Origin of the sequence: Geomonas agri, assembly GCF_020179605.1 — a bacterium.
Classification (GTDB): Bacteria; Desulfobacterota; Desulfuromonadia; order Geobacterales; family Geobacteraceae; genus Geomonas; species Geomonas agri.
In genome coordinates this window covers 431,477-447,292 of record NZ_JAINZO010000001.1, presented here as the reverse complement: position 1 = coordinate 447,292, position 15,816 = coordinate 431,477, and the positions used below count along the sequence as shown (strand labels likewise).

Annotated in this window: 15 protein-coding genes; 5 read left to right on the top strand and 10 right to left on the bottom strand. The window is 58.0% G+C overall.

Annotated elements, in window-relative coordinates:
* Positions 1-17: 17 nt before the first annotated feature.
* The 4 genes from K7R21_RS02000 to K7R21_RS01985 form a co-directional block, all read right to left on the bottom strand.
* A complete protein-coding gene (locus K7R21_RS02000) occupies positions 18-1,067 on the bottom strand; it encodes a DUF3187 family protein (RefSeq protein ID WP_224981611.1) in 1,050 nt (349 codons plus the stop codon).
* Between the two features lie 254 nt (positions 1,068-1,321).
* The gene (locus tag K7R21_RS01995) at positions 1,322-1,597 is read right to left on the bottom strand and encodes a YtxH domain-containing protein (protein ID WP_183346845.1); all 276 of its coding nucleotides are present in this window, start codon (positions 1,595-1,597) and stop codon (positions 1,322-1,324) included.
* A 23-nt stretch (positions 1,598-1,620) separates the two neighbouring features.
* Positions 1,621-2,211 (bottom strand): DUF3618 domain-containing protein, encoded by a 591-nt coding sequence (locus K7R21_RS01990; protein WP_224981610.1) that lies wholly within the window; start codon positions 2,209-2,211, stop codon positions 1,621-1,623.
* Positions 2,133-2,576 carry a phage holin family protein gene (locus K7R21_RS01985; protein WP_224981609.1) on the bottom strand — a complete coding sequence of 148 codons (444 nt, stop codon included), beginning with the start codon at positions 2,574-2,576 and terminating at the stop codon, positions 2,133-2,135. The genes K7R21_RS01990 and K7R21_RS01985 overlap by 79 nt, the downstream gene beginning before the upstream one ends.
* A 379-nt stretch (positions 2,577-2,955) precedes the next feature.
* On the opposite strand from K7R21_RS01985, the gene K7R21_RS01980 reads away from it, so the two are divergent.
* Complete coding sequence (locus K7R21_RS01980; RefSeq protein ID WP_224981608.1) at positions 2,956-3,321, top strand: DUF3135 domain-containing protein; 366 nt, start codon at positions 2,956-2,958, stop codon at positions 3,319-3,321.
* Positions 3,322-3,537: 216 nt separating this feature from the next.
* On the opposite strand, the gene K7R21_RS01975 is transcribed toward K7R21_RS01980, so the two are convergent.
* Positions 3,538-4,626, bottom strand: coding sequence for an adenosine deaminase (locus tag K7R21_RS01975; protein WP_224981607.1), 1,089 nt, complete (start codon positions 4,624-4,626; stop codon positions 3,538-3,540).
* A gap of 417 nt (positions 4,627-5,043) precedes the next feature.
* On the opposite strand from K7R21_RS01975, the gene K7R21_RS01970 reads away from it, so the two are divergent.
* Together K7R21_RS01970 and K7R21_RS01965 are read left to right on the top strand one after the other, a co-directional pair.
* Complete coding sequence (locus tag K7R21_RS01970) at positions 5,044-6,414, top strand: ABC transporter substrate-binding protein (RefSeq protein ID WP_224981605.1); 1,371 nt, start codon at positions 5,044-5,046, stop codon at positions 6,412-6,414.
* 290 nt (positions 6,415-6,704) lie between these two features.
* Positions 6,705-8,426, top strand: a complete 1,722-nt coding sequence (locus tag K7R21_RS01965) for a sensor histidine kinase (protein WP_224981604.1) — start codon at positions 6,705-6,707, stop codon at positions 8,424-8,426.
* A gap of 17 nt (positions 8,427-8,443) precedes the next feature.
* On the opposite strand, the gene rsgA is transcribed toward K7R21_RS01965, so the two are convergent.
* Positions 8,444-9,520 (bottom strand): ribosome small subunit-dependent GTPase A, encoded by a 1,077-nt coding sequence (gene rsgA, locus K7R21_RS01960; RefSeq protein WP_224981602.1) that lies wholly within the window; start codon positions 9,518-9,520, stop codon positions 8,444-8,446.
* 293 nt (positions 9,521-9,813) lie between these two features.
* On the opposite strand from rsgA, the gene K7R21_RS01955 reads away from it, so the two are divergent.
* On the top strand, positions 9,814-10,545 hold the full coding sequence (locus tag K7R21_RS01955) for a hypothetical protein (RefSeq protein WP_224981601.1): 732 nt from the start codon (positions 9,814-9,816) through the stop codon (positions 10,543-10,545).
* A 53-nt stretch (positions 10,546-10,598) separates the two neighbouring features.
* Here K7R21_RS01955 and K7R21_RS01950 read toward each other — a convergent pair whose 3' ends face one another.
* The 3 genes from K7R21_RS01950 to K7R21_RS01940 form a co-directional block, all read right to left on the bottom strand.
* Entirely contained in the window at positions 10,599-11,552 is a 954-nt protein-coding gene (locus tag K7R21_RS01950) for a homocysteine S-methyltransferase family protein (protein ID WP_224981599.1), read from the bottom strand.
* Complete coding sequence (locus K7R21_RS01945; RefSeq protein ID WP_224981598.1) at positions 11,539-11,970, bottom strand: YybH family protein; 432 nt, start codon at positions 11,968-11,970, stop codon at positions 11,539-11,541. Before K7R21_RS01945 ends, K7R21_RS01950 begins: the two co-directional genes overlap by 14 nt.
* Positions 11,971-12,148: 178 nt before the next feature.
* A complete protein-coding gene (locus K7R21_RS01940) occupies positions 12,149-12,514 on the bottom strand; it encodes a hypothetical protein (protein ID WP_224981597.1) in 366 nt (121 codons plus the stop codon).
* A 293-nt stretch (positions 12,515-12,807) separates the two neighbouring features.
* On the opposite strand from K7R21_RS01940, the gene K7R21_RS01935 reads away from it, so the two are divergent.
* The gene (locus tag K7R21_RS01935) at positions 12,808-13,158 is read left to right on the top strand and encodes a hypothetical protein (protein WP_224981596.1); all 351 of its coding nucleotides are present in this window, start codon (positions 12,808-12,810) and stop codon (positions 13,156-13,158) included.
* A gap of 120 nt (positions 13,159-13,278) precedes the next feature.
* On the opposite strand, the gene K7R21_RS01930 is transcribed toward K7R21_RS01935, so the two are convergent.
* Entirely contained in the window at positions 13,279-15,744 is a 2,466-nt protein-coding gene (locus tag K7R21_RS01930) for a PAS domain-containing protein (RefSeq protein WP_224981595.1), read from the bottom strand.
* Between the last annotated feature and the right edge of the window lie 72 nt (positions 15,745-15,816).

Genomic DNA, 15,816 nt, shown 5'->3' with positions numbered 1-15,816 from the left:
TGGGTACGACCCACCTGTCAGAACTGGTGCCCCAGCCCCAGGTGCAGCGCCACGTCCGGCGAGGCGCCGACGGTGACGTCCTCGGAAAGGGCGATATCCAGGGTAGTACGCGGTGAGAACGCGACGGAACCGCCGAAAAGGAGCTGCATGGCGCCGGAACTCAACTCGGAAAATTCGCTGTCCCTGTAGAAGGCGCTGTGCCCGGAAAGCTGCGCTTTCAAGGCGAAACTGTCGACCGGGGACCAGCCCAGGCCCAGGGTGCCGAAGCCGGCCAGGTTCTTATGCTGCTCTTTCAGCACCTGCCCGTCTGTCATGGCCAGGCCGCCGGCAGCAGCGAAAACCGTGGCGTGCCCCCAGGTATCCGGCAGGGCATAATCGCTGCTGCCGGTAAGCCACAAGGCCAGGTCCGTGCTGCCGCTGCCGGTCAAACGCGAACTGCTTCCAGTGGGAAGCTTGAGGCTGCCGCGCAGCGCCAGGGCGACCGGATTGGCGCTGCCGTCGTGGTAGAGCTGCCATCCCGCGTTAAGCCTCAGGTCCCCGATACCGAGGCCGGCGCGGTCCATGTCCAGGCGCTGTTGCCCGTCCTTGGCGTACTCGAACTGCAGCTGCCCCCTGGGGGCGTCGGGCCTGTCTCCCCGGGGAAGCCCGAAGAACTTGTGCCAGCCCTCGATGAAGCCGTCAAAGACCCCGCCGTTGTACGCGACCACGGGGAGGTCCAACCCCACTTCCGCCCGCTCCGCGACACCGTAGCGCAGCGCGAGCGTGATGCGCTCCCCCTCGCCGTCTACCAGGAGCGACTCGTGTGCCGACTCCCGCTTCAGGTAGCTGTTGGCCACATCTACCGACAGCAGCGTCCAGGTCTGCCCGGAACGCTGCACCACTGCGTTTTCAGCGGCCGGTAGCCCGTAGATCTGCACCAGTGGGCTCTGGTTGAAGGTGTAAAAAGGGGTGATGGCGAGCGGTTCCGCATGGCACGGACGTCCCCACGCTGCGAGCAGTACCACGATAGCAAAGAGGATTGTCTTAAGGTGGAATTTCGAGGTCATTGACAGGGCATGACTTGTCATAGTGGGTCCGGTCGAGAAGTGAAATTGTATGCAGTGCAACAGATGGTACATGAGGTTGCAGAGAATGGCAAACAAAGCTGAAGCCGGTGTGCTATTACGCTCACTGCGCCGGTTTTTTTGGCAGCCACTGTGTCACAGTAGCGCCGGCTGCGTCAACCTGCTTGCGCCTGCTCAACCCCAGCGAGCGCACGAAAAAAAGGCTGTCCGCTACCGGACAGCCCCGCTTGACCTACCCCGTGGCACCAGCGCGGGTGTTAGTGATACTGTTCCCTTTCCTCAATATTTGAAGATAACTCCGACACTTTTTCTTCCGCGTACTCGCGCCCTCTGCGCAGGTTCCGGTTCAGCTTGTCCTGGGCCTCGGCCGTCAGCCCTTTCATCTTGGCGATGGCGTCCCCGGTCACGTCAGATACTTTCTCCCTCATTTCGTGCCCGGTTTTCGGGGCGTAGAGCAGTGCCAGCCCGGCACCTACCAATGCCCCTGCCGAAAAGCTGACTACCTCAGCCGTGGTGCTCGCGTGTCTTCTCATGACGTCCTCCTTTGCTCCGTTCGCTACACCCTGCGGGTCTTGTGGGTGAACCAATAGTTCCCCAGGGTGGCTCCGATCGTCGTCGCCAGCCCGCGCCACGCGACCTTTTTACCTTCCCTCGGAGTGCCGCTTTTTTCCGATGCCCGCTTGCCGCCCAGGAATGCCTTGGCGGCAGTCGCTGCCAGACCCCATCCCGATACCGGCGCCTTCTCGCTCCCTTTCCCGCCGCCGAGCTTGCGCATCAGCAGCCACAAAGCACTGGCACTGGCCGCCCGTGCCACGGCCGGGACCGGGTGCTGCACCTCTAGTACGTGTTTCCTGCCGGTTGCGATTTTCATCCTGTGGCGCACCCGCCTGTTCCCCAACAGCATCAGCAGCACGCTCCCGCCAACCAGCGAGGCCTGCACCGAGGTCCTCTCTGCCAACTCGAGGGCTTTGGCGATCCCCTGCCAAGCGAACAGTTTCGCCTTGCGTACTCCCCGCCGTTTCAGGTACTGCGGGGAAAGCCTCTGCTCGAGGCTCTGCACCGTTTGGGTTATATCGCTTTCCGTGTGCCGGATTTGCTCGCGAATCCTCTCCGGCGACTGCTCGTCAACTTTAACGTTTTCGCCCATTGTACCGTCTCCTTCAAAGCCCCCACTGTCTGTTCGGGCTTCGCGTCCATCTCCTTCACGTCCTTGCCGCCTTTCAGGACCAGGACCGCCCCGATGGCGATCAAAGCGATGGCCACCACCAGTGCAGCCCCCCACGCCGGCATCACGGTCGCCAGCCCCAGAACGATGGCGGCCAAGAGCACGAGCCCCCCCGTATAGAGCAGAACCCCGCCCACCCCGATGGCGACGCCGTCCTTGGCAAGCGCAACGATTTTCTCCTTCATCTCCGCCGTGAAAAGGTCCAGTTCCTGCCGGAACAGTTCGCGTACCTCCCCGGTCAGTTCGGACACCAGTTCACCGATAGTCTTTTCACCTTTATCCGCCATGGCAGCCTCCTTTCGCCGCTTGAAGATCTGCAGTTGCACAACCAATCATTGGTACAGGTTAATGTTAAGAAATTTGCATTTTAATTGCAAGGCCATTGGCGGGGAGCTGCGGCAGGGGCGCGACCAGGGCATGACCGGCTCCCCTGCGCAATGACCGCCACGGAGGAAACCAGGCAGCCGACAGGGCCTCCCACCACCAGCGCGGGCCCGATAAGCAATAGAAAAAAGGTAGGGACTGTGTTACTGTCGCACCCCCTGAACCGTATACACAATTTGCTGGAATATTTTTTTGCTTTGGTCCACAATTAGCTCAATTAGAAAACCTCAATCAGGACCACTGTCACAACTTTTATTGTTATGCAAGGAGAAGGAGCGTGTCATGAGCAGCCAAAGAGACTTCACAACGTATACCCCGGATGAGCTGAGGGAGCTATATAAGGAGGATCCCGCCCGGTTCGACGAACTGGCGGCTGAGGCAGTAAAGAAGGCGTGCGTAGCGAGAACACCGGAAAAGAGCCTCAAGCTCCAGCAGATGCAGTGGTCGATGACCATGCAGATGCGTAAGGCGAAAAGCAACCTCGGCAGGATGCACATCATGGAGAACATCTTTTACACCCAGGTCTACGGCAAGAAGGGGCAACTGGAGCAACTGGTGGACAGCTGCAACTCCCTGCTGCGCACCATCGGCAAAAAGCAGCAGATCATGGGGAAAGAAGAGGAGACCGTCAAGCTACGCAGGGTGTAACGGTGCAACGGTGCAGCGTGGCATCCAACCGTAATCACAGCCAGCAGTAACAGTAACAAAAGGAGCCGTCAGCGGCCGGCAATTGTCGGCTCTGACGGCTCTTTTTGTTCTGCAAAAAATGGAGAAAAACAGGCGTGTTCATCCCCCTCTCCCTCTGGGAAAGGAGTGGGGTGAGGACGTTGCAATTGCCCCCCCTCTTTCTTCGTAGCGTGCCCCTCACCCGCCCTGCGGGCACCCTCTCCCGAAGGGCGAGGGGGTAAAGCCGGCGCAACAGTCTGAGAAGAAGGCATCGAGGCCGGCAATCCACTCTTTCCGGGTCTCCTCCGATACGAAGCTGGCCTCGAAGCTGTTGCGCGCCAACTGGTACGCCTCCCGCGCCCCGAGTTCCGGGAGCGCAGCGAAGGTCGCCGCGAGATTTTCGTTGAGATAGCCACCGAAGTAGGCCGGATCATCGGAGTTGATAGTGGCGACGACCCCCTCGGCCAAGAGCCTGACAAGGTTATGCTGTCCCAGGTCAGGGAACACCGCCAGTTTCACGTTGGACAGCGGGCATACCGTCAGAGCGATGCGCTGCGCCGCGAGTCGAGCCACCAACTGCGGGTCTTCCAGGCAGCGCACCCCGTGGTCGATCCTTTCCGCGTGGAGCAGGTCCAGCGCATCACGTATGTACCCGGCCGGCCCCTCCTCTCCGGCGTGGGCCACCAGCCTGAGTCCCAGTTCCCTGCAGCGGCCGAAGACCCTGGCGAACTTCTCCGGCGGATTGCCGCGCTCGCCGCTGTCGAGACCGACGCCGATGAATTTGTCGCGATACGGCAGCGCCTCTTCCAGCGTGACGAAGGCATCCGCCTCGCTCAGGTGACGCAGAAAACAAAGGATCAGGGAGGCGGAGAGCCCGAGTTCCTCACGTCCACGCCGAACGGCGCGGTCCAGCCCGTTGATCACGGTGGCAAAGGGGACTCCCCTGGCGGTATGGGTCTGGGGATCGAAAAAGATCTCACAGTGGATCACGTTGTCCGCCCTGGCCCGGTTCAGGTAGCTCCAGGCCATGTCGAAGAAATCGTCCTCGGTCTGCAGCACGCCGGCACCGGCATAGTAAATGTCGAGAAAGCTCTGCAAGTCGGTGAAGGCATAGGCCGCGCGCAGCGCCTCGATGGAAGGGTAGACGAGCTCGATGCCGTTTTTGCGGGCCAGGCGAAAGATCAGCTCCGGTTCCAGGGATCCCTCGATGTGGATGTGCAACTCCGCCTTGGGCATGCGGCGCAGGATGTCGTCCAGATCCTGGCGTGGGATGGATTCAAGGTTCATACTCTACTCCAGTAGTGACTCGTTTGTGCGCCTCAAGGCGCGGACCAGGGATACTGCCACAACTGTACCCCGACGACCAGCACCTTTCGCGCCTGGTCCAATTATAAAAGATCAACCGTTGGTGTCAGCACGCCCCCCCATCCCACCTTCATTGCCCTTTGACATGCATTCTAAACTATTATACATTGCGCGCTAATTGGTATCGATCAATGCGCCGGAATTTGTTCTGTATGCTGTCTGCTGTGACAGGTCAGGCGTCACGCGGGAGAACGCGCATCAGGATGTCGGCATCTTCTGCTCAAGGATAGTGCCATTGTGCCGAAAGTATCAGTAGAGGGACGGATCTTTGATGTGACGGGCCAGTTTCGGTAACAGGACCAAAGGGAAGCGAACTTCGGCTCCCGCATGGAGAAAGAGATGACCAGGATGTGGTTCTTGAACCGCCTGCTGCAGATACTAGTCGGCATCTGCCTGTTGGGATGGGTCACCGATGGCAACGGCGCCGAGATACTCAGGAAGAAGGTCCTGGTACTCAACTCCTACCATTCCGGGTACAAGGGGTCCGACGACGCCGTAGAAGGGATCAAGGAAACGCTGCTGCGGGCACTGCCGGAAACCGAGATCCAGATCGAGTACCTGGACTCCAAAAACAACAGCGGCAAGGAATTCGACACCAAGCTCATCGACCTGCTCAGGTTCAAATACCAGCAACGCCACTTCGACCTGATCCTCTCCACCGACGACTATGCCTTCAACCTCCTCGAAGCGCACCGGGCCGACCTGTTCGGGACGACACCGGTCGTTTTCTGCGGCACCAACTCGTTCGACCGTTCCCGGCTTGCCGGCAAGCGCGGCATAGTCGGCATCGACGAGCGCCCCAGCTTCAAGGCCACGCTCGATCTCATCTTCTCTCTCCATCCCGCGACGAAAAACATCGTGGTCGTCCGCGACGATTCCGTGACCGGGCAGTTGAACGACATGGAATTCCGCAAGGCTGCCGAGCGACTGCAGGACAAGGCCACCTTCTCCGACTGGGCCGGCCTGCGCCTGGAACAGTTCATCAGCCGGGTCGAGCAGTTGCGCCCCGGCAGCGTCATCGTCTATTTCGCGTCCTTCGTCCAGGACAGAAATGGCGACCGGGTCTCCAGCAACGAGGCGCTCAGACGGATCTCCAGCGTCAGTCCGGTGCCGGTGTACGGCGGCTGGGAATTCAACCTCGGCAAAGGGATCGTCGGCGGGCGCTTGTTGAACCTGCGCGAGCACGGCGCCGCAGCGGCGGCGCTGGCAGTTCGGGTGCTCAAAGGGGAATCCATAGACGCCCTCCCCCCGGTCACGCCGAGCCCCAACAAGGACATGTTCGACTACAACGAACTGCGGCGCTTCCGTATCGCACAGGGGAAACTCCCCGCCGACAGCATCATCGTCAACCAGCCCCCGGGCTACCTCTTCACGTACCGGGTCGAGATCCTGTCCGCCATATCGTTACTGCTCCTGCTGGCCCTCACCATAAGCTTCGTCAAGCTCGTCAAGAGCCGGGAGAACCTGCAGATCCACCGGGACGCCCTGGTGCAGCGCAACCAGGACCTCGAACAGGCCCTGTCCAAGGTAAAGGTCCTGGAGGGAATCATTCCCGTCTGCATGTACTGCAAGAAGGTCAGAAAGGACGAACAGAGCTGGCAGCAGATGGAGTCCTACATCTCCCAGCACAGCGAGGTTCAGTTCAGTCACGGCATCTGCCCCTCCTGCTTCGACGACAACTTCTCCGGCAAAAAGCCCAAGCAGATGTAGGATCGGCCATTGCCCGGGTCGTCAGCACGCTGAACCGGCTCCCCTCTCCCCCTCGCCACGACGTGTACCCCACCGCCCGCCAGGAGAGCATCTCCTCCTGCGACGCTGCCGCATGTCTGCCCGCCCCGATTACCGCACGACTTCCGCGGGAAAACACTTTGAGCTTGTAGTTCAATATGATATACGAATCGATATAGACGGTGCATGCCGATGATTGCATCAATCGCGACCGCGACCGGATTGATATGCACCTGGCATCACGTCAGTCGAAATTGCAATAAGGAGAGTTTATGTTGTCGCGGCTCCAAAAGGATCGTTGGTCTTCCATAGCCACGGGAAGCGTCCTGATAGTGGCATCGTGGTTCGTGGACAGCTTGCTCGACGGGGTGGTGTTTGACGAAGGCGATTTCCTTCAGCAGCTTCTGCACCCCAAGATGCAGGAACTGACCTACCGTCTCCAAACCATCCTGTTTCTGCTGGTTTTCATGACCTGTGCCTGGCGCAAGTCCAAGAAAGTGCAAGAAGCCACCTTGGCTCTGGAAGATACCGTAGCCAAACTGGCCCTGGAAAAGAGTCGCACCGAAGCCATCCTCGCCAGTGTCCCGGACGCGGTATCGGTCCAGGACCGTGACTTCAGGATCCTCTACCAGAACCCGCCGGCCAGGCAGTTCAGGGGCGAGCACGTCGGACACCACTGCTACAGTGCCTACCACGGCAGGAACGCAGTCTGTATCGGTTGCGTCGTCAGCGACTGCTTCCAGGACGGGCTGCCGCACCGGCAGGAGTCGACCCTTGTCATCGACGGGCAGACCCGTCACATCGAAACGGCAGCCGCCCCACTGACGGATGGCACCGGTGAGGTCGTCGCGGCCATAGAAGTGGTACACGACATCACCGAGCGCAAGACCAAAGAGAACACGCTGAAGCAGCAGTTCGCCGCCATTGAAGCATCCATGGACGGCATCGCCCTGTTGACCCCGGCCGGCGATTACCTGTACCTGAACAAGGCGCACGCAGACATCTACGGCTATTCGTCGCAGCAGGAACTGTTCGGCCACACCTGGAAAACGCTGTACACCGACGAGGAACGCCTACGACTGGAGCCGCTCATCTATGCGGCATTCGGGAAGGGACACGGCTGGCGCGGCGAGGCGACCGGCCTCAAGAAGGACGGCTCCCTGTTCCCCCAGGAGATATCCCTGTCGCTTCTGGAGGACGGAGGCATCATCTGCGTAGTGCGGGACATCTCGGAGCGCCATGAATCGGAGGAGGCGATCCGGAAGTTGAACGCCAGCCTGCGCCAGCAAACGCTCGACCTGCAGGCCACCAACCGGGAACTGGAGGCCTTCAGCTACTCATTGTCGCACGACCTGCGCACGCCGCTGACCACCGTTTACGCGGCCAGCCAGGCCCTTGCCGAGATGTACCGCGACCTGCTGGACGAAACCGGCCACTGCCTCGTCAATGCCATCCATACCGGGTGCGAAAACATGGAGCAGTTCATCGAGGCGATGCTGGTGCTGTTCCGGGTAACGAGAACGGAATTGGCTTGCGAGGAGGTGGACCTGGGGCGCGTGGCGGAGGACATCATGGCCGAACTGCGGATGTACGACGTGGAACGCTCGCTGGACTGGCACAACCAGGCAGGCATGACGGCCTGGTGCGATCCCCATCTTGCCCGGGTGCTCCTGCAGAACCTGCTGGGCAACGCCTGGAAGTACACCTCCAGGAACGAACACACCCGCATCGAGTTCGGGCAGAGGCTGCGCGACGGGATGCACGAGTTCTTCGTGCGTGACAACGGCATCGGCTTCGAGATGAGCGACGCCGAGAAGATCTTCAAGCCTTTCCAGCGCTGTCATCCCTCGAGCGACTTTCCCGGCACCGGGGTTGGGCTGGCCACCGTGTTCAGGATCGTCGACCGGCACGGCGGCGAGGTGCGCGCCGAGGGCGAGCCTGGCAAGGGCGCCTGTTTCTACTTCACGCTGCAGGGGCCGCAGCACCACACGTGAAAACGTCGGCTCCGCTGCTAGTCTCGTCTCAGATCTTTCTTGGCAGATTTGATGAACTTGCCGAAGTCCCGATCTTTCTTCCTCTTTTCGGCATGTGACATCTGGTAGAACTCTGCCTCTTCTTTCAGCTTCAAATAGTTCTGGTAGTTCTCTTGATCGATTGCACCGGCACTCAGCGCATCCAGGACTGCACAGCCGGGCTCGCTCGTGTGGGTGCAGTCGCGGTAGCGGCAACCGGAGGCTAGGACGTTTATGTCGATAAAACTTCCACCTATGCCGTTTTCAGCGGCTACCATGCCGAACTCGCGCATCCCCGGGTTGTCGATTACCAACGCGCCATTGGCGAGGAGTATCAGTTCCCGGCGCACCGTCGTATGTTTTCCTTCGCCGGTAGCGCTCACGTCTTGAGTTTCCAGTCTCCCCCGGCCGAGCAGTTCGTTGATGATCGTGCTTTTGCCGACCCCAGACGAACCCACCAGGCAATAGGTCAAGCCCGGCAGTAAATTCCGCTTCAGCTCATCGATACCCTCTTCAGTAACATTGCTCAAGGGCAGCACCGGCGCGGTGATACCGGCAGCACGTATCTGCGCAAGCTGGGCTGTGAGCACGTCGGGTTCAACCAGGTCTGTCTTGGTGAGAAGGATGAACGGAGTTGCGCCACCTTCAGTAACCATCACCAGGTATCGCTGCAAACGATTCAGGTTGAAATCGAAGTGACAGGACTGGACGATGATGACGTAGTCGATGTTTGCCGCAATCATCTGCGATTCGCTGATCCCTCCAACAGCTCTGCGACAAAGGCTGGTTCTGCGCTCCAGCATGGCGTGGATAAGGCCGAAGTCGTCATTCGTGCCCTTCTCGACGCAGACCCAATCTCCCACGCACGGCAGCTCTTCCGGCCGCCGGTGATGGTGCAGGTAGCTCCCGGACAGCTTGGCCCGTAACGCGCCCTTGTCGTTGAGGAGCAAGAGCTGATCCCGATCCACCGCCGCCACGCGTGCCACCGCGTCAATCGACTGCCCCTGCAGTGCCGCGAGCCGTTCCAATCTTTCGTTCCACCCCAATTTTTCCAGTTCCGATTGCCGGTTCGACATTTCTTCACCTTTTAGAAACCAAAGAGGCGTGGCCTTACCCGGCGGCGTTACCAGTCCGAGTCCAAGGACGTGGTTAGGCTCTCCCCTTCGCCACTGGTCGAGGATAAAGTAGCCTGTCCCCTTTTACTCGCCCCGGCAGGTACGCAGTCAGTCGACACTATCCGTTGCAGGGGACGTTTTGCAGATTTTGGCTGACCTCGTCTATGTCTCTTTTCTTTTATGTCTGGTGCTACAAACATACCGTGATATTTTTGTTGGAATCCATCTAACATTTGCGCCGACGGAATGAGAACATGAGCAAAGATCCTGTAGCTTGGGCACTTTTTATCATATTGATTCTACTGCCGTTGCCAGTCATGACACTGTTTAGTTGGCTTTATAGGACAGTGGCCGGCATGACGCACGCCAGGGAGTCAGACAAACCTCTGGGAGTCACCTGGCTCTATCTGTGGACGTATTTAGTCCTGCCAGGTCTCGGTATCGAAGCAATGGTGGGCGCGTTGCAAGGAAAGCATCTAGCTGTTCTTTCCGGAACGGTGCTGATAACCGCTATCATCTTGGTCTATGGCCTACAGGGGCGTAAGAGTTGGGCATGGCAACTTAACTGGATAATGATCGCCTATGTGTACATAAAGGCGATTTTATCTGCTCAGTCACCCGTCGTTAAATCGCTGGAAGGTGACCTGTTGGCAAAAGCAGTGTATGGCATCATTGTAGCCGCCCCAGTGTGGCTGTGGCCCAATTGCATATATTGGAAGAAGAGAAAGGGGCTCTTTTACGGTTCCGAGGCATCAACTCAACGGTTTTCTGCAACAACGGCTATTCACCAGCTGGGATTCGCGGTGCTCGGTACCTTGTTCGCTATTTGGGCATTGGTGATTATGTCCCAGGGGCTGAAATACCGCCAGCTCAGCCAGTGGCGCGGCACCTATCAATGGTACGACGATGTATCGGGCATCCTTTGGTTCGTTGCCGTAGTTTTTGTTGGTTGGTGGTGCTTCAAAAAAGCCTTGAATAAATCCTGAAAGAGGTAAATCACGTAGGTATCAATGTCCACCCCCCCTGGTCACTGCCGAAATCAGGAGGAAGGCGTGGCAGATCGCAGTCGTGTGGCCAGTGCAGACTGATGGCGGCCATCCGTTCCGCAGCACCCGCCAAGGATCTTCAGTCCGAGCTCCGTGCCCATGGCGGCCACGGATATTCCAAATGCATCCGGTTCCTCCTCCACGAGAGCAGAGCTGTTGTCCAAGTCTTCCGGGCTGAGAGCCGCCGTATTGGCCAGAAGACCGATGACTCGCTGGCGCACTTCTGCAGACGAATTGGTCTCATGCAGTAGCGCAGATCTGGCAAAGGTGACATGGGTGCAATTGATCATGAACGCGAGCGGTTTGGGATTGGCTACGGCGTCGATTGCCGCGATGGCTTCCTTTAGCGGCGTGCCATCGAGGAGGGTGCCGGTCGGTCGGACCACGAAACTCACGATGTAAGGTTTTCCCGTCTGCGCCAGCGCCAAGGCAAGGCCGGTGGCTTCACTCAGAGCCGGCAGCGTGGCCGCCAGGAGAAAGTCCACCTTCGTCGCCGCAAGTTTTTCCGCCTGCCACGCATGATATTCCGCGGCCTGGTTTTCCGGGAGAGCCTCGTCGGGGTGGTACGCGTCACCTTTACAACTCATCAACCCGCAGATGAGGATCTTGTCGGCATATCCCTGGTAGCTCTGTCTCAGACCTTCCAGAAAAGCCGCGTTGTCGCCGTTGAGGTCGGTGCCATCGAGACCGGCCGCGGCGATCCGCTCCCTGCTCGCCCGCCATGTCGGTGTAGACATGAGGAGAGGCAGCCCGGCTTGGCAGCCGATGTCCAGGTACTCCCGGCAGATCCCCTCCAGCGCCCTTCGCTTGTCATCATCATAGATAAAAGCCGAGTTCACGACGAAAGGATCAAGCTCCAATCCCTTCATGCGGCGCAGGCGCTCGATAACGGCACCCTCGCCAAGGATGAAGGGGTATCGGCTAAGAAAGGCGTCAATGGTGTTCACGGTCCGCCTCCCTTCTTCCAAGCACAGCCTGCTGATAGCTGGTCAGTAACTCCGGTTCTTCGATGGAACCGTGGTGGTGTACCTGGCGCCATTGTCCGTTGATCAGTCTAAAGATTCTGCTTGTGCGAATCCGCATTTCAAGAACGATATCCCCGGTCTTGAAAGTACCGCGTTCACGGCCGACAACGTAAAACAATTCGCCTGCATCGTGCAGGGTGTAGTCGTAAAACTCGAAGTAATAGTCGGAAGCGCTCCCAAAGAGCCGCTCGTAGACAGACCTTATCTCCTCCCAGCCTCTCTTGATCCCACCGAGTGGATTGTCCATTGCTGCTTCGTCACCTTGCAGCCAGTTCTGGGACATCAGTTCCATGTCCCTTGAATTAAGGGCCTCATAAAACTGCGACAGGGCTCTCAGCATCGGTGGTATCTCTTCCTTGTTCTCTTTCCCTGTAACGGGAGTGCTTTCTATTTATCATGGTCTGTTCCTCGCCTACGACCTGGGAGTTGACCGGTTGGGCTATGTCACTGCCGACAACTTAGGAAACTTACCACTGCCACCTCAGCTTGCATCCTATTTCCTGGTTAAATTTGAATAATTATTCACTTTCATACTCACCTTTTGCGTCTTCACAAGATTTCAAACAATTATCTCTAGCTATATCTATGAGTTGGTCCTTGTGATTAACCAGTTGATTGCCATATTTTGCATTAGTATGTTTAGCAAAATCTATTATTTTAATTCCTATACTTCTTGGAACTTCATTGTACTTAGATAAAAAAGTAGAGTCACTGTCTATAGATTTATTTTTTGATGTGGATGACGTGTATACGTCCCAAAATAAATCAGCTGCCTGGATGCAAACCTTATCACATTCGTGAACGTAATTTTCAGAAGCAGCACCTGAACATGGAAACAATAAAATTATGGTGCAAACACATAAAAGCAGATATCGAATTGTCATTTTCTTCCTCTGTCTCGATTATTTAGTCATTGCTATCGATGTTTTCAAGAATTCATTGAAACGTTTTTTGGCATTCATGTCTGCCCACGGGGCGCCCGGTTGTCCTGCAAGCCCGGCACTCTTGGGCTGTCGGCGTCAAACCGGTTGGTTGGGATGTTACTTATTTGCCATATTCAAGGGCAGATCTCTTAGCTTCTCCATAGTGCATTGAGCCAGCCCGTTGACAAGGTGTGCAACCACCGTACAGTGATAACATGCAACCGCAAACGTACAGCTCGACAGGGAGGTAAACCATGCGCTGGTCAGGTCCGGGTTTTATCATTACTGTCTTGGCACTGGTAGTAAGCGGTTGCGGCAGCAACAACTTTCTCGTGTATAAGGATGGCAGCAACTTTTTCATCACCAGAGACTGCGAGGCACGGCAGCGCCTGCTCTGCGATTCCGGTGATATCGGGCGCATTGTTGCCAGGCCAGCGCTTCCCCAATCGCTGCAAAACCGGATCAAAGAGGCGATATGTGCGCCGGGCGTGACGAAGGCCGACATGCACGAAATCCTGGCTGAAATGACCGAAGAGCAGCTTTCCTCACTCAAACAGTCCTTCCGCGACAACGGCTACGAAATTAACAAACCGATCGATGCATGAGTGTAACGGCCTGGCGTCCGGGTGACGCCAACAGAACCACGGGGGACGTTGCTGAGATTTTGACTTTCTCTCTCCGTTGCGTCTGCAAATCTCAAAATCTCAGCAACGTCCCCCCTAGCCCTAGCTTCTAGCCCCAGATCCCAATGGGGTCAATTTTTGCCCCAGGCTCTGGATCGTGTAAGGCTTGGCCACCGCGCCCCGGAACCCGTAGGCAGGATAATCCGCCATTATGGGGTCGTTGGAGTATCCGCTTGATACAATCAAGTTGGCCCCTGCATCCACGGCGAGAATCCTCTCCGCCGCCTCCTTCCCCCCCATTCCCCCCGGTATGGTGAGGTCCATGATCACTGCCGAGAAGGGGGTACCAGCCCGAAGGGCGTCTTCATACAATTGGACTGCTTCGGAGCCCTCCGCGCAGGTGGTTACCCGGTAGCCCAACTCCGTCAGCATCACGGCCGCCAAATCCCTGATCATGACCTCATCGTCCATCACGAGAACCACTCCCTCCCCATGCTGATGGCCGGCCGCTTGGGTAGCAGTCTCGGCGGCATGGGCCTGATACGTCTCCCCGATAGAGGGAAGGTGGATGGTGAAGGTGGTTCCCCTACCGAGCGTGGAGGCGACGCCGACATGTCCGCCATGCCTCGTTATTATTGAATAGACGGAAGCCAGCCCCAGTCCGTTCCCTCCCACTTTCGTGGTGAAGTAAGGGTCAAAAATCTTCGCCATTACCTCTTCGGTCATGCCGCACCCCTGGTCGGCCACCGTCAGCCGGACGTAGTTTCCGGAAGCGAGGCCTAAAGCGTTGTCACCGGCGAGGATCTCGTTACGGGCGGTCACCGCCAGCGTACCGCCGCCCGGCATGGCCTGCGTGGCATTGATAACTATGTTGTGCAGGACCTGGCACATCTGGCCCTCGTCGGCGTCGATCGCATGGATCAGGTCGGGGATGTCAACTATCCCCTTCACGTTGGACCCGCTCAAGCCGAGCTCCACCGACTCGTTGATGATGGTAGGCAGGGAAACCACCTTCCTGATCGGCTCTCCCCCACGGGCGAAGGTGAGCAACTGGCGGGCGAGCTCCGTGGCCCGCACCGAGGCCTTTTCCGCCTCCTCCAACGGTCTGAACGATTTATGGCCCGGATCCAGGGAAAGCTGTGCAATCGAGACGTTACCCATGACGCCGGTCAAAATGTTGTTGAAGTCGTGGGCTATGCCGCCGGCAAGGAGGCCAAGCGATTCCAGTTTTTCTATCCGTAACCGTTCCAGGTGGTGCTTCTTGAGATCGGTCACATCTCGGTAGGACCAGAAGCGACCCACGATCTCGTCACCAATCTTCAAGGGCTGGGTGTAGCGGTCGAAGTGGCGTCCATCGGCGAGGGCAATCTGGTCCTGGCCTGAGGCTTCCGGGCGGGCGTAAAGCTCATGCACTTTGGCCAGGAACTCGTCAGCCTTGACCATCCGGGAGGCGATGTAAGGGTGTATCAGGTCACTCACGCCGGTGACCAGCAGTTCCTCCGGGACATCCCAGAGCTCGGCGAACTTCCGGTTCCAGCGCACGATCTCCCCGTTTCGGTTGACGACCAGGATCCCATCTGGAGTGGATTCGAGGGCGGCGCTGGTCAGCGAGGTGGCATAGGAGAGGAGTTCCTCCGCCTGTTTTCTCTCGGTGATGTCCTGGGCGATGCCCGTGGTTCCGACCACCCTTTCCAGTTCGTCGAAGAGGGGGGTCTTGAAGGTGGAATGCCATCTGGCCCCGGCCGGGGTTGCAATTTGCTCCTCCACGTGCTTGGTCTTTCCCGACGCGCAGACTTCACGGTCATCCGCCACGTAATCGGCGGCCATGTCTGCGGGGAAGAGGTCGAAGTCAGTCTTGCCGAGACACTCCTCCACGGTTCGGCCGGCAGATCTCGCGTACTTTTCGTTGATCATCTCCAGCCGCCCTTCGGTGTTCTTCAGCCAAGCCATCATCGGCAGGTTGTCCAGAATGGCCCGCTGGCGCAGCAATAGCCTCGCGTTGGCCAATTCGGCCGTCTTCTGTTTTTCGACCTCCCGGGCCAACTCCTCGTTTACCCGCTTAAGCTTTTCGTTTGCCTCGCAGAGCTGGCCGGTCCGTTCGGCCACCAGCGCCTCAAGGTGCCGGTTGCGATCCTGCAGGTCCTTGAGCGGATAGATCTCCCCCTCGTCAGCGATTCCGAATGAGACCGAGATGCTGCTATGGGAGATCTTCCAGCCGGCGTCCTCCCTGCGGAATATGAGCACGAGGCGGGCAATTTTTTTCGACAGTATGTGCTCTTCGATGGGGAGATGGATGACGAAGGTGCTGCTGGTCACCGCAATCGTTTCGGCCAGCAGCTGGATCGAGAGATCCTTCAGTTCGATGTGTATGGGGTCCTTGACCTGAGCGAAGTCCTGACGGGTGACCGCGATCCATGCCTCACGATCCTTCACGAGATAATCGCCGCTACCGGTTATGCCCGAGAAATCGTCACTGAACCAGGCCGTCAGCAAATCGTCGCGAGTCGAGTACATCCGAATGTAATTATCGAACAGTTCCCTGATTTCCTGGTAGCTTGAGGCGTCCATGATAGTGATCCCTTCCTATTGTGAAAACGTCGGCGATTGGAACAGCCGGGGTGCAGAAACACAGGGGGGAGG